This is a genomic window from Streptomyces sp. BBFR51, assembly GCF_044591655.1.
In the GTDB taxonomy this organism is placed as follows: domain Bacteria; phylum Actinomycetota; class Actinomycetes; order Streptomycetales; family Streptomycetaceae; genus Streptomyces.
The window spans coordinates 8,927,551-8,941,081 of record NZ_CP172448.1 but is presented as its reverse complement, the minus strand read 5'-3'; the positions used below and the strand labels follow the sequence as shown (position 1 = coordinate 8,941,081).

Sequence of the window (13,531 nt, the reverse complement as noted above, 5' to 3'; positions counted from 1 at the left end):
GGGCTTCGTCCTCGGCCCGGCGGTGGGGAGAGGCTCACTGACTTCGCCCGGGCGGCCTTGGCCGTGCTCGTGTTCGTCTGCCGGAGCCTGCGTTCGGACTCGGCGCGGGCGGTTCGCGCAGGAGGTCGGAGACCATGCTGTCCGGCCGGGACTGGCCCAGGAAGCGGGCGAACGCGTCGATGGCGCGCTCCAGGCGTTCCTTCTCGCTGCGGGCCTCGCCGAGTCGGGTCCGGGTGCGCTCGTCCTCGAGGACGGCCAGCGGCAGCCACAGGTGGTTCTGGCGCCGGGCCCGGGTGATGCCGGGGTAGGTGGCGAACGCGTTCGCACCGTGGCCGTACATCAGGGACGTGTTGCACGTCAGGCCCTGGCTCGCGGCGATCGTCATGGCGTAGCCCAGTGACAGGGACCCGCCGGTGACCTTCTGCGCCGGCACCCAGCCGGACTCCTCGCGGTAGCCGCCGGGGGCCTTGACGTCTTTTACGCGCCAGGTGATCTCGATGCGGTGCCGGTCGTCCAGGTCGGTGACGACGGCCCGGTAGCCGTTGAGCAGGTCCGGGCCCTCGCCGCGGCGGGAGCGGTAGTCGTTCTCCCGTACGCGGACGATGTCGCCCACGGCGAGGGTGAGGGTGTCGCCGCCGGGCAGGGTGTACGTGTGCTCGTCGTCGAGTTCGCCGGCCTCGCGGCGAATCGCCTGCGCGCCGAGGTTGAGGGCATCGACGTCGCTGTTGCGGGCGGCGAGCACCACCATGTTGGCGATGAGGTCGTGCGGGTCGGCCCACTCCTGCAGCCGCAGTTCGTCCCAGGCCGTGAGGATCTGGGAGCGGGCGTCGTCGGCACTCTCGGCGGGGTGGAGGCGCCCGCCCTCGGCGAGCAATCGCAGCGCCAGCTCGTGGTTGCCGGTGCGCCACACGTCCAGCGCGGCACGTTCGGCGGCGTCCTCCTGGCGGCGGTTCTCGGTGAGGGTGAGCCCGTGCACCAGACGGTGGGTCTCCTTGAACCAGCCGCCCGGTCCGATCGCCTGAAGCTGGAGGTGGTCGCCGATACCGACGACCTTTGTGCCGGTCCGGGCGGCCTCGCTCATCAACACGGCCGCGGCGCGGTCGTCGACCATCGTCACCTCGTCCACGACCAGGACGTCGATGCCGCGCAATCCGTTGGTGTTCTCGATCTCGCCGAGCCAGGCCGCCACGGTCCTCGCGGGGATGCCGGAGGCGTCGTGCAGCTGCTGGGCGGCGACCGCGGCGAGGGTTGCGCCGGCGTACGTCGTGCCGGTCGCGTCCCAGCCGATCCGGCACGCCTCCATCAGCGTGGACTTGCCCGCCCCGGCGACACCGACCAGTGCGTCGACGCCGTGCCCGGCGGTGAGCACCCGGGTCACCGCGGCCTGCTGCTCCGGGGACAGCTCGAACCCGGCGGCGACCTGGAAGACGTCGATGGCGGCGGAGGCCTGGTCGGTGGTGAGCTGCACCGTGCCGGTGTCGAAGCGTTCCAGCACCTGGACGCGCACGGACTCCTCGGCATCGAGGATGTCCTGCGTGGTGTATCGGGTGGTCGAGGACATGACGGTGGAGCCCAGGGTGGGCACGCGCACCGCGTAGCCGACGACCTCCAGGACGTCGTCGCACAGCCGCTCCAGGCTGCCCGGGTCGGCATCGAGGCCGAACTCCAGCGCGTTCGCCACGGCGGCGAGCAGCTGCGCGCGGGTGAATGTCTTCTCCCTCGCGGTCAGCCCGGTCTTCGGGTCGAAGACGGTGGCCGCGAGGTCGGCGGGCGGCGGGATGCGCGGTCCGCCGCCGGGCCCGTCGACGCCGACGCCGCCGTCCGGGCCGGGCGAACCGGGGGCAGCCGCGGCCACCATCGCGTCGACGTCGCCGACGACGGCCTCGGCACGCCGGCGCCAGCTGTCGCGCATCGTCGTGGCGTCGACGTCGACCTTGTCGCGCTTGGTCGCCATCGAGGCGGCCTGCTTCTCCGTACGGGAGGCATCGGCACCGGCCTTCTCGTCCACGAGCGCCTCTCGGCGGCTGAACGCGTCGCGCAGCTCGGCGGGCACCCCGCGGACCTCCCAGGCGCCGGTCCGTTCGACACGTTCGCGCGCTTCGGCCACACGTTGCTCACCCACGCACTCGACGTCGAGGGCGACGGCCACCTGCAGACGGGGTACCCGTGGAACACGGCGGCCACGGCCATTTTGCTGGCGTACGGCGCAGATCCTGAGCTGCCGGCCGACGACGGGGAATCGCCCATGCAGATCGCCGAACGCTACGGTCATGTCATGGCGCAGGCATTGCTCAAGCGTTTCGGCGCTCCGCGCCACTGAACTTGAAAGGGTGATGTCGGAGGGGGGTATGGCCGCCGTGGGCGGGAGAGGCGGGCCTCTCGTCAGACAGTCCGGAGGTGCCGGCCGGCACTCACCACTCGAAGGTCTTCCACTCCTGTTGGGGGATGCAGCCCTCCGTGGTGTCCCAGCAACGGTCGGCCCATGCTTCGGCCACCATCACCGGGCGGCTCAATACGAGATCGCCAGCCCGCTGGGCCCGGAGCACCAAGCCAAGCTGGGCCGAGCACGGATCGGCACACTGCGAGTACTGCAGGTCCTTGTTGTGCGTCTCGAGGTAGTCGGTGAACTGATCCTCCAGGCGTGATGGCACCTGACCCACGAGGCCCGTCCCATCCAGGGTCACCCGTGGGCCCCGCAGCGCGTTGACCGCGATGCCTGCCAGGCCGATCGCCCGGCCGTAGTACACGGTTACCGCCGGCCCGGAGAAGCGTGCATCAGGACTCTGTGCCAGCCAAAAGTCGGCCCGCACCTCGTTTCCGGAAGAACCCTCACGGAGAACGGTCTGCAGGATGCCATCGACTGCCACCCCTGCCTGCTCGTGCGTCATGCCTAACTCCAGAGGCCCCACGCGCTCGAATGGCGCGAACACCCATGGAGGGCGTTGTTTCTCGTCCAGCACGGCCCAGACGTCCGTTGCCACCGATCAACCTCCGGTCAGTCGAGCACTTCAGCCTGGACGGCAAGCAGCGCGACGATACCGGCTCGGATCGATCGGGGATGCGGCGGTACCGCTCCTGGCGACCGACTGGCTGATCGTCTGCTCGCCTTACGCGGCCAGCAGGTCTTCTCACGGCAACACGAGAGGGGCGAGGCGAGGAGACGGACCAGGCGCGGTCGGCTGTCACGCCCGTGAACCGTGTTCCGGCCCTGGTCGTCGTTCACGGTCTTGGCCGCGCGCTTCGCCACTGACAGCACGACCCCGACTGCCTCGCAGGTGAAGGCGGTCGGGGCCGTATGGGATGTGCAGCTCTGCTATTCCGCTCCCCACTCGGCCAACAGGGCCTTGTACTCCTCTGGGTGCTGATCCCGCAGGATGTCCATCCACACCCTGCCCCCTCGGACGAACGTCTCGGTCGTCATCTTCTGGTGAAGATGGTGAACGCAGTAGAAGGCGTCGTCGTAGGGGAGCCGCTTGGGCTGCTTCGGCTCCGCCACTTCTGCGTTCGCGGGGCTGGACTCTCCTGCGCCGGCACGCGGTACCGGGATGGACTCGGTAGGCGTCTCCGGGATTATCACGCCGTGATAATCGGCGGGGCCCGCAGCGCGCTCGATGACCGGTCGCGTCTGCGCCTCCGCCTTGATGCGCGCTGCCTCGGCTCGTTCGTCCGCCTTCGCCCGCTGCTCCTCGGCGGACAGCCTGCCCAGGTTGCGGACGTGCTCCACCTTCCGCGTCCCGGTCACCAGGTCCTTCTGGAGCTCGGGAGCGAGCTTCAGCAGAGACAGCTTGCTGGAGATGGTGTTCTGCGGGATGCCCAGCCGTTTGGCCGCCTTGGTCTGTGAACCGTAGTAGTCGACCAGGGACTTGAGGGCATGGGCCTCCTCCAGGTCCGTCATGTCGTCGCGGTGGTAGTTCGCGACGAACGCGGCCTCGAGGAGGGCCTCGTCGGTGGCGACCCGTCCGTTGTCGACGCGGACGGGGATGGTGGCCAGCCCGACGCGACGGGCGGCCTCGAGGCGCCGGTGGCCGTCGACGACGATGTACTGCGCCCCGTCGTCGAGGTCGCCGGCGCGGTCCGACCGGTTGCGCAGGTAGGCGTCGACCGTGGCGACGGCGATGGGGATGATGAGGCCGACCTCGCGGACGCTCTGTACCGTCTCGTCGAGGTTGCGCAGGTGGTTGCGCGGATTGTCGGGGTTGTCGCTGATGAGGGTGACCGGCAGCTCGGTGATGGCTGCCGTGGTCGACTCCTCTCCTGCGATGGTCTGGTCGATGAGATTGCGTCGGGAGGACCGGGCGCCGCGGGCTGCGCCGAACGCGGGTGCCGATCCCAGGGTGTCGGCCTTGCTCAACGGGTGGCTCCCCTCGCTACTTGCCGCATGGCTTCCGCCTGATCGCTCTGGGGCGCGTAGGACAGCAGCGGCATCCGTTTGCGGACCGCTTCCCGCTGCTCCTTCAGGTCGCCGATGACAGCGAGGACCTTTGGGTCGCCGAGCGACTTCCAGTTGTCCAGGGAGGAGGTGGCGACGTAACCGCGGCGCGAGTCATAGAGGTTCACGACCAGGCCGAGGTAGTCGATGTCCAGGGAGAGGTCTTCGCAGAGGTCCTCGATCTGCTGGGCGAGCATGCCGTAGGCGGTGGCGGAGGAGTCCTCGGCGAGCACGGGAATGACGACTCCGGAGCCGCCGGGGGCTTCCCCGCGACGCCGACGCCCGTAGTAGAGGGCGGCGTCCATGGCGATGCCGAGGCTGGGCGGGCAGTCGACGATGATGACGTCGTAGTCCGCCTCCAGGGGGCGCAGCGCCAGTTCGAGCGCGGCCTCCTTCTGGAAACCGCGCTTCTGCGTCGCCACGACGGCGATCTTCGCGTCGAGGAGGAACCCGTCGAAGCACGCGGGCAGGACGTGCAGGCGCTTCTCGAACCGTGGATCCTTTATCTCCACGACGAGGTCACGCAGGTCTCCGCTGCCTTCGCCGCACATGTGGGAGACGAGGCTGTCGTGGTTGGGTTCGATCTGGAGGACTCCTAGCTGTTCGCTGAGGTGTCCCTGCGGGTCGAAGTCGACCACGAGGACGCGCTTGCCCGCTTCGGCGTAGGCCTCGCCGATACCGGCCGAGATGGCGGTCTTGCCGACCCCGCCCTTCTGATTGCCGACGATCTTTCGCTCGGGATCGGTTCCGCGAGTCCCGTGCTGGGGCGAGGGGTTCGCGTCGAGCCAGCCACGGATCGACTGGGCAAGACCCTGGGTGTAGGAGACGCCGCGGTCGGTGCAGGTCTCCTTGAACTGCTCGTACAGACCTGGCGGAAGCCACGTGGAGAACGACCTCGCACCGGCGGTGTCCACGTCGGCACCACCGCTCGTGGCGGCGCGCCAGCCGTTGATGGCCGCCTCGACGGCGTCCTGGATGTCCAGGCTGAGCTCGGCGGCGCGAACCTTGAGTGCTTGCTGGAGCGCCGAGGGCAGCTTGGACGCTACCTTTTCCCGGTCTCCATCAGGGTAGGGGGATGCCATGACGTCAGCATACTGACTCCTGTCGGCGCAATGACACCCGCTTTGCAAGTTCTGACGCGGTTTCACCCAATGAGTCGTCCGACCTGGATTATCACGCCGTGATAATTACGGCTCACGGCTCGACACCCCGCCCAGGCATCTGGCATCTGGCATCTGGCATCCGCCGTGACCTGTCTCAGGATTCAGTCCGTCGTCTGCGAGGTCAGCCGCCGACGCATCCCGCCAAACGCCCCCAGACCGACCTCCGCATCCGCCCGCTCGCGCGGCCCGGATACTGACCTCTGATCGTCGCGAACTACCGTGTCCGAATGGCTGATGTCGAGGTCGTTGCGCGCACGCAGACCAAGGGTGGGCACCCCGTCGAACGGTTGGTTTGCCATCCACAGCTTCCGCTCTTCGCATGCCTGGATTCGGAGCGCCCCGCGGTCACCATCTGGACCTGCGACGCGGGGCAGATACGCGAACTCGGTTCAGTTGGCGCCAACTCAGCTGCCTACAGCGAGGCTTTCGGATGGAAGCGATCCCAACAGACGCCCGCAGTGACATGGCATCCCGCCCAGCCGCTACTCATGGTGGCGAGCGAGGGCAGGGTGATGCAGTGGAAGTCCTCCGGGCTGACCAGCCTGGAGAGCTTGCCACCCGCTGCCGGCTACGCCAGCCTGGCCTTCAGCCCAGACGGTCACACCATGTGGGCGTCACCGTCATCAGACGGTGAAGACGACGCATGGGAACGCTCGGACATCCTCGACCTCGCCTCGGGCTCCGTCAGTACTGGCCCGCGTTGGGACACAGGCGTCACGGAACATCCCGGCGGCGGCCTGGTGGCCACGCTCGCCAGCGATCAGGGAGCAACACTCACACTGTTCGCCCGGGTCGGTCCCCACGCCGCACCCGCAGGGATACGGCTGCTGCGGCACGCACTGATCCTGGACGCCGACGGCTACGAGACACCGATCTTCAGCCCTGACGGACGCCTTCTCGCGATCCGCGGCAACGCATACGGCAACTCCCTGGACGTCTTCGAGTTCCCCTCCCTCCGCCGCATCTTCGCGACGTCTCTCGGTGAACCCAGCCCGGGTTACCCATGTCCCCAAGAGTGGCTCGACCAGATGCGCGCCTGGTCACGCCACAACATCGCCTTCGGAATCCGCCCCGACGTGCTCTGGGTCGGAACTCCGACCGGGGCTCTCATCGAGGTCGACATCGAGGCATCGGCCGCGACGGAGCACGACTTGCCAGGAGGCTCTCCGGTGTCCGCGCTGGCCCGCACGGCGACAGGCGAACTCGTCGTCGCCACCGATGCAGGTGACCTCGTGCTCCTGTCCGTGGACCCTGCCTCCGCCAAGACTCATGGCGCCAACGACGTCGCTCCTCGGGCCGCGGTCGCAGCGTTCCTGGACGCAACCTCCGAAGTTCCCGACGATGCCGACCTGGATACCGATCTGGTCCTCACGGACGGAGCCTCCACCTGGAATCCAGACGACCTGGCGACGGTCAACACGGCATCGGCGACAGATCCGACGTGGCTCCAGCTCCAGGCAGCCATCAACAACGCCCGCGACAAAGACAAGTGACCGCAGGGACACGTCGGTCCGGCCTTCGCCGAGCTGTGCCGAGACTCCTCGTTCCAGCGGAGCGCCTGTGATCGTCTTCGTATGCTGCTCCAAGCCGTCCTGTCGGCTCACCGCGTCATGAATCCTCACCAGGCCTCGCCCCTCTTCCCACGCCGATGGTTGCGGGGCTGCACACCTTGGTCTCCGGAGGGTTCCAGTCCCGCACTCGGACCGGCGGATCGTGAGACGGGCGAGCGGTTCAGTGCCCGTCGTTCGCGTCGAGGGCGGCGAGGGCGTCGCGCAGTGCGGCGCGGGAGGTGATGCCGAGCTTCGGGAAGATCTGGTACAGGTGTGTGCTCACGGTCCTGTGGGACAGGAACATCCGCTCGGCGATCTGCTTGTTCGTCAGTCCGGTGGCCGCGAGCGTGGCGATCTGCAGTTCCTGGGCCGTCAGCGACACCGGACCCGATTTGGCGGCGGCCGGGCCGGCCTGGCCGCTCGCCCGCAGCTCGGCCTTGGCGCGTGCCGCCCAGGGTGCCGCCCCCAGTTGCTCGAAGGACTCCAGCGCCCGGGCCAGTTGCTCGCGGGCTTCCGTCGTCGCCCGCATGCGCCTGAGGCGTTCGCCGTGGAAGAGGCGCACCCGGGCGACATCGAACGGCCAGCGTTCCGGCCCGGGCAGGGACAGAGCCCGCTCGAACGAGGCGACGGCGTCGTCACCGGGCGTGGTCAGCGCTTCGCTGGCCCGTACGAGCAGCTCCAGCCGAGGCGACAGCGCGGCCATCGCCGAATCGCGCATCGCCGCCACATGCGCCGCGGCTTCAGCGTCCCGGCCGGTTCTGACCGCCGCCTCCACCAAGTCCATCGCGACCCACATCGCATGCGGCACGTAGGGGGCCAGAGTCCCGGGCGGGCTCAGTGTGGAGGCGTGCCGGAAGGCGGTCTCGAAGTCACCGCTGCCGATGGCGGCCAGGGCTCGGGCATGGCCGGCGAAGAAGCCGGCGCCCCGGACACCCCGCGGGTTCGCCCACCCGACGATCTCCTCGCTCAGCGCGGTGCTGGTCTCCGTGTCGCCCCTCGCCGCCGCCAGCAGCGCATGCACGTAGTGGAAGTACCAGGTGAAGAACCGGTAGTCGTGCTCCGCGCACAGGGCGAGGCCCTCGCGGGCCAGTTCCGCCGCCTCGTCCCACAGGCCGTGGTGGTAGTAGTCCAGGCCGAGGTCCATCAGCGCGCCCAGGTGCCGACGGACCGGTGCGGTGCCGGCCCGGCCCTGCTCGACCACGCGACGCGACGCGTCCCGCAGGGCCGCCAGCCGGTCCGGATAGAGCGAGGCGGTGCCGATGCGCATCACCCACGCGGGATCGGAGTTTTCCTCGATGGCGGCGAGCAACTCACCAAGGCGCGGCAGCGCTTCGGCTCCGGTGCGTGCGGGGTCGGCAAAGGTCCGGATGGTCACCCACAGCAGTTCGGGCACTTCGGGAGTCAGCCGGTCCACGGCCCTGAACAGCGGCTCCCACAGCTGCGGATCCCCACCGAACGAGCACAGCAGGACCAGGGTGTGCAGGGCCTCCCCCAGGGCGGCGTTGGCCGCGTCGTAGCCGTGGTCTCCGGCCTCGACGGCGCCGACCAGCAACCGGTGCGCGGTGCCGATGTCACCATCCCTGTTGATCAGCAGGAACGCGGCCGCCGCCGCCGCGTGCAACGAGTCCTGACCCGTGGGATGGACCAGCCGCGCCCCCGCGAGCAGCCGGGAGGCGTCCTCCAGCTCGCCACCGGCGTCGGCGCCGATGTACGCCGCCTCTGCCAGGCGCCGGCTCTCGTCGGCCGCCGCGGGACTGAGGCCGGCCGCCCGGGTCAGCGCCGCCACCGCACCCAGCGCGTCCCCGCGCCGGATCCGGTGGCGCGCGGCCTGCTCCAGCAGCGCCGCCACCGACTCGTCGGGGCCCGAAGCCGCCTCCCCCAGGTGCCACGCACGGCGCTCCGGCTGGTCGGTGAGGACGTCGGCGAGTGCCTGGTGCGCCCTCCTGCGGTCCGCGGTGGTGGCTTCCTCCACGACCGCCGAACCGATCAGCGGGTGCCGAAAGCTCAGCCGCCGGGTCAGACCCGAGATCGACACCAGCCGCTCGCGTTCCGCGGGCCCCAGCTCGTCCACCACGGCCCGGACGCCTCCAGCCGCCTCGATCACCGCGAGATCACCGGTGCCGTCGAGCGCCGCGATCAGGAGCAGCTCACGCACCGGCCTGGGCAGTGCGGCAACCCGCGAGGCGTACAGCGCCTGGAGTCGTTCCCCCAGGGGCAGCACCGTGGGTACCGCCGCCAGCGCCGTCCGCTGCTCACCGGTCAGTGCCGCCGGCAACTCCACCAGTGCCAGTGGGTTGCCTCGCGCCTCGGCCGCGACCCGGCGTCGTACCGCGGGAGAGACGTCGGGATGCGTTTGGGCGAGCAACTGCGCCGACGCCCGGGCGTCCAGCGGCTGCAACCGGTGCTCGGTCAGACCACTGGACTCGAAGAAGCTGTCGGACCCCACGCGCGAGGCCGACAGGAAGCCGATGCGGCTGCCGACAAGCCGCCGGGCGACGAACCCGAGAACCGCGGTCGTCGCCCGGTCCAGCCACGGCAGGTCATCGACGATCAACAGCAGCGGCGTGCTCGTCGCGGCCTCCCGCAGGAGCAGCAGCACCGCGGTCGACGTCAGCAGGCGGTCCGGTGAGGGCCCGCCGCCGATTCCCACGGCCACCCGCAGAGCGTCACGGTGCACCGGGTCCAGCGCGTCGAAGGCGTCGAAGAGCGGCACGAGAAGCTGGTTCAGGCCGGCGTAACTGATGTCCGCCTCGAACTGCACACCCCCGGCGCGCAGGACGCGGGCCCCGTCCTGAGTCGCGGCGGACGCCACCGCGTCCAGCAGGGCGGTCTTCCCCACCCCTGCCTCTCCCGACAGAAGCAGAGCGCCCCCCTGCACCGCGGAGTCGTTGAAGAACGACCGGACGAACTTCAGGTCCCTGTCCCGGCCGATCAGCCCTGTCGAGTCGTGGGAGGTTCGCGGGTCAAGCTCATTCATCGGGCTGCCTCCAACGGCCACGATGCAAGAAGTGGCCCGGTGTCCGCCGACTCGGCCATGCCCACACGAGGCTCTGTATGGCCCATGCAATCACCCAGGGTAAAGGATGTCCAGATTTCGACGGATACTCTCATTGCACGGTGGGCCTGGGGAGGCATGAACCCGTCGGTGATACCGATCGGAGCGAAACGACCGGGCCGATCCGGCCGGAGACGGCCTTCCAGCGGCTTCCGCGCTCGCCTCTCGACGCCGCGCTCCCGTAGCCCCTGGTTGAATCCGGCCATCCGGGCAGCGGCCCGGCGGCCGGGGGCACGACCGGGGAACGCGCGACGGGCGATCGGTGCGGCGGCGGTCAGGCTCTGGTCAACCGTCACAACGGCAGCGTTATCCCCAGTCGTCGCATGGCACTGGAGGGCGGCCCGCCTTCGGAGCGTTCCGTCTTGTAGCCCTTCACCCGGGGCTCCAGGGTGCGCGGATCGACGGCTTCGGCGGGGGCGCTCTTGGCGTAGAGGCCCTGGGGCTGGCTGTCACGGTCGTGGGGCAGGAGCCAGAAGACGCGACGGCGGAACGTGCCGGAGGCGCGGGAGGGTTTGGCGGTGGGGCCGAGCAGGGCGTAGCCGACCATGCGGCCGTCACGGTGGTAGGCGGGACGGCCCTTGCGGGTGGGCAGCCGGTCCAGGCTCTGGCGGACGTAGTCCAACGACGCGATGTCCTCCAGCCACACGAAGTCGCTCTCGTGGCTGATCTCGTCCTCGGTGATCAGGGAGCTCATCAGTCTGCGTCCCCTTCCTCGTCGGTCAGCAGTCCGATGCCCGGGTAATGCTTGCGCTGATTGGACAGGATCATCTCCTTGGGCGAGGCCAGGCCCACGAGTTCCCTGGTGCGGGCTGCGAACGCGCGGGACGACATGGCCGGAGCTCCCTCATTCTGACACCACGTCCGGTACACCGCGTACAGCGCCGTCTGTTCCGCGCGAAGCTCCGGCGCGTGGCGGCAGCACTCGTCGTAGAAGCGCCCGGTGTGGTCTTCGGTTTCGGCGTAGGCGGTGGTGGCGATGCGTACGCGTTCGGGGCCGGTGAGGTCCCGGGCGCCGGCGAGGTAGCGGCGCGCACCGTCGATGAGCCAGCCCAGGATGCCGGGACCCTCCTCGGTGACGAGGATGTCGGCGAGGTTGTCGATCTTGCGGTGGTCGGGCACCACGCGCTCGAAGGGGATCAGGCGCATGCGGCGCCAGAAGGCGTAGCCGCCGGTGCCGACCTCGGGCCGGTGGTTGCCCAGCAGCCAGAGCTTGTGCGTGGGCTCGAAGCTGAAGAAGTCCTGGCGCATGCGGCGCGCCTTGATACGGTCGCCGCCGGTCAGCAGCTTGACGCGCGCCTCGTCGAACTTGTCACCGGGTTTGACCTCCGAACAGACGATGACGCGGCGGCCGTGGAGTTCGGCCAGGTCGGTGGGGTGGCCCTCGTAGGGGCGGGCCATGAGGAAACCCGGCGGGGCGGCGTCGGCGTAGTCGCCGAGGAGCTTCATCAGCACGTCCAGGAGCACGGACTTGCCGTTCTTGCCGGATCCGAAGAGGAAGGGCAGGACCTGGCCGCCGACGTCTCCGGTGACGGAGTATCCGAGCAGCAGCTGCAGGTAGTCGATCATTTCCCGGCCTTCGGCGTCGTCGCCGAAGGTGTCCGTCAGAAACCGCTGCCAGCGGGGCGTGGCCATGGGCTGGGGGCCGACGGTGGTGGACCGGGAGTGGAAATCCTTGTTCGGGTCGGGGGTCTTGATCAGGCCGGTGCGCAGATCGACGATGCCGTCCGGTGTGCACAGGGCGTAGGGGTCGGCGTCCAGGCGGGCGGCGTTGAGGACCATGCCGGGGGCGGACTTGGCCTGGGTGAGCATGGCGTTGATGCCGGTGGTGGACAGGGCGCGGCGGCGGTGCTGCTGCAGCGCCGTGGTGGTGAAGGCACCGCGCGGATCATGGGTGGAGATGTTCTCGGCGAGGTCGCCCGCCGCCCACAGCACGGTGTCGTCCTCGTCGATCTGCCAGCGGGTGGTGTCCCAGCGGTACCAGCCGATGCCGGGTACGTGCCGGTAGTCGTCGGCGTACAGCTTGACGAAGAGCTTGGCGTTGCCGCGGTCGGAGAGCGTGTCGGGCAGCAGCCCGTGCGCGGTGACCTCACCGGTCGGGGTGCGTCCCGGCTCCGCTTGGGCGGGCACCGGTACGGCGGTCGTCTGGGCGCGGATCTGGGCGGCTACGGCCTCGGGGTCGAATTCGAAGAGCGTTTCGCGGCCGGATGATGTCATGGCCGCTCCCCGGTGGCGCGCAGGGGACGTTCGAGTCCTGCGGTCAAGCCGCTCTTGATGATGTGCTGGATTCGGTGCTCCTGGCCCGGTCGGGCGGCGGCCGCCGTTGCCCGGAGGGCGCTCTCGGCCTCGTCCTGGGGCAGTCGGCCGGCGGCGATGAGTCCTCCGAGGGTGTAGGCGGCCCGGTTGAGCGTGTCGGAGAACCCTGCGCCTTCCCTCACCTGACCGCAGGCTTCCACGGGGGCCAGGACGGCGTCGAGGGTCCGCCGTACACGGTCCCGGCCGCCTCCGGCGCCCAGTACGGCCTGCTGGGCACGCGGTGGGACCGGGCGGGGGGCGGGGATGCTGGAGGCGGGCTGATGGCCGGTGCGTTCCAGCTCCTGGGCGAGCCAGACAGGGAGGGGGGCCGGTTCTCGGATGTCGCCGACGCACGTGTAGGTGCCGGCGCCGATGGTGTTGCCGGGCGCGACGATGTAACTGCCGTGCGCGCGGATGTCGACCTGCCAGGCAAGGGCGCGGCCCGGGCTGGAACCGACGGAGGACTGCCAGCGGCGCTGGTCCGCGGCCCGGTACCAGACGTGGAGCCCGCCGGACGGGGTCCGCACCCGCAGCGTGGTCGGGTCGTCGGCGGGGCTGGGCTGCCCGCGCAGGGCGGCGAGCACGGCGAGCGTGTGGAACCCGTTGGCGAGCCCGGTGAGATCGACGCTGTCCGGGATGGCGATGCCGGGCAGGATCCGGTCCCTGGCGGGCGTCTGGGCGGGATGTGCGTCGATGTCGACGACGACCAGGCCCGCCGGGCCGCAGGAGACGCCGATGCCCAGCTCCGGGTGGCTGCCCCACCACTGCTGGATCCGGTCCTGGTCGAGCGTGGCCGCGTGAAACCCGTGACACCAGCGGCCCGCGCGGTGGCAGGGACAGCTTCCGGGCGGGTGACGGTCCGTGCGGCAGTGGCCGCAGTTCGCGGCCGGGGTCTTGCGCCGGGCGGCGAGGGGGTGCACGGGCCAGCCTCGCCGGGCACACCATCGCGCCGTGGCCAGCGACCGCTCGGCGACTGGAGTCTCGGGGGTCGGCGGGCGTGAGTCGCTGCGAGAGAAGCGCAGCTCAGCAGGCATTTACACCC

The 13,531-nt window shown here is 70.0% G+C and carries 10 protein-coding genes; 2 read left to right on the top strand and 8 right to left on the bottom strand.

From position 1 onward, the window contains the following. Positions 1–34: 34 nt before the first annotated feature. Positions 35–2,107: an AAA family ATPase gene (locus ACGH7X_RS40295; protein WP_399895891.1), complete on the bottom strand. Its 2,073-nt coding sequence runs from the start codon at positions 2,105–2,107 to the stop codon at positions 35–37. A 3-nt stretch (positions 2,108–2,110) separates the two neighbouring features. On the opposite strand from ACGH7X_RS40295, the gene ACGH7X_RS40290 reads away from it, so the two are divergent. Further along, the gene (locus ACGH7X_RS40290) at positions 2,111–2,320 is read left to right on the top strand and encodes a hypothetical protein (RefSeq protein ID WP_399895888.1); all 210 of its coding nucleotides are present in this window, start codon (positions 2,111–2,113) and stop codon (positions 2,318–2,320) included. 91 nt (positions 2,321–2,411) lie between these two features. On the opposite strand, the gene ACGH7X_RS40285 is transcribed toward ACGH7X_RS40290, so the two are convergent. From ACGH7X_RS40285 to ACGH7X_RS40275, 3 genes are all read right to left on the bottom strand, one after another. After that, complete coding sequence (locus ACGH7X_RS40285; RefSeq protein WP_399895885.1) at positions 2,412–2,888, bottom strand: hypothetical protein; 477 nt, start codon at positions 2,886–2,888, stop codon at positions 2,412–2,414. A 425-nt stretch (positions 2,889–3,313) separates the two neighbouring features. Then, entirely contained in the window at positions 3,314–4,351 is a 1,038-nt protein-coding gene (locus ACGH7X_RS40280) for a ParB/RepB/Spo0J family partition protein (RefSeq protein ID WP_399895882.1), read from the bottom strand. Continuing rightward, positions 4,348–5,511 (bottom strand): ParA family protein, encoded by a 1,164-nt coding sequence (locus tag ACGH7X_RS40275; RefSeq protein ID WP_399895879.1) that lies wholly within the window; start codon positions 5,509–5,511, stop codon positions 4,348–4,350. The genes ACGH7X_RS40280 and ACGH7X_RS40275 overlap by 4 nt, the downstream gene beginning before the upstream one ends. Before the next feature lie 308 nt (positions 5,512–5,819). On the opposite strand from ACGH7X_RS40275, the gene ACGH7X_RS40270 reads away from it, so the two are divergent. Further along, positions 5,820–7,085: a hypothetical protein gene (locus tag ACGH7X_RS40270; protein ID WP_399895876.1), complete on the top strand. Its 1,266-nt coding sequence runs from the start codon at positions 5,820–5,822 to the stop codon at positions 7,083–7,085. A 238-nt stretch (positions 7,086–7,323) separates the two neighbouring features. Here ACGH7X_RS40270 and ACGH7X_RS40265 read toward each other — a convergent pair whose 3' ends face one another. From ACGH7X_RS40265 to ACGH7X_RS40250, 4 genes are all read right to left on the bottom strand, one after another. Further along, positions 7,324–10,119 (bottom strand): ATP-binding protein, encoded by a 2,796-nt coding sequence (locus tag ACGH7X_RS40265; RefSeq protein WP_399895873.1) that lies wholly within the window; start codon positions 10,117–10,119, stop codon positions 7,324–7,326. A 370-nt stretch (positions 10,120–10,489) separates the two neighbouring features. Further along, positions 10,490–10,891: a DUF6009 family protein gene (locus tag ACGH7X_RS40260; RefSeq protein WP_399895870.1), complete on the bottom strand. Its 402-nt coding sequence runs from the start codon at positions 10,889–10,891 to the stop codon at positions 10,490–10,492. After that, positions 10,891–12,411: a phage/plasmid primase, P4 family gene (locus tag ACGH7X_RS40255; RefSeq protein WP_399895867.1), complete on the bottom strand. Its 1,521-nt coding sequence runs from the start codon at positions 12,409–12,411 to the stop codon at positions 10,891–10,893. The genes ACGH7X_RS40260 and ACGH7X_RS40255 overlap by 1 nt, the downstream gene beginning before the upstream one ends. Then, positions 12,408–13,523: a bifunctional DNA primase/polymerase gene (locus tag ACGH7X_RS40250; protein ID WP_399895864.1), complete on the bottom strand. Its 1,116-nt coding sequence runs from the start codon at positions 13,521–13,523 to the stop codon at positions 12,408–12,410. The genes ACGH7X_RS40255 and ACGH7X_RS40250 overlap by 4 nt, the downstream gene beginning before the upstream one ends. Between the last annotated feature and the right edge of the window lie 8 nt (positions 13,524–13,531).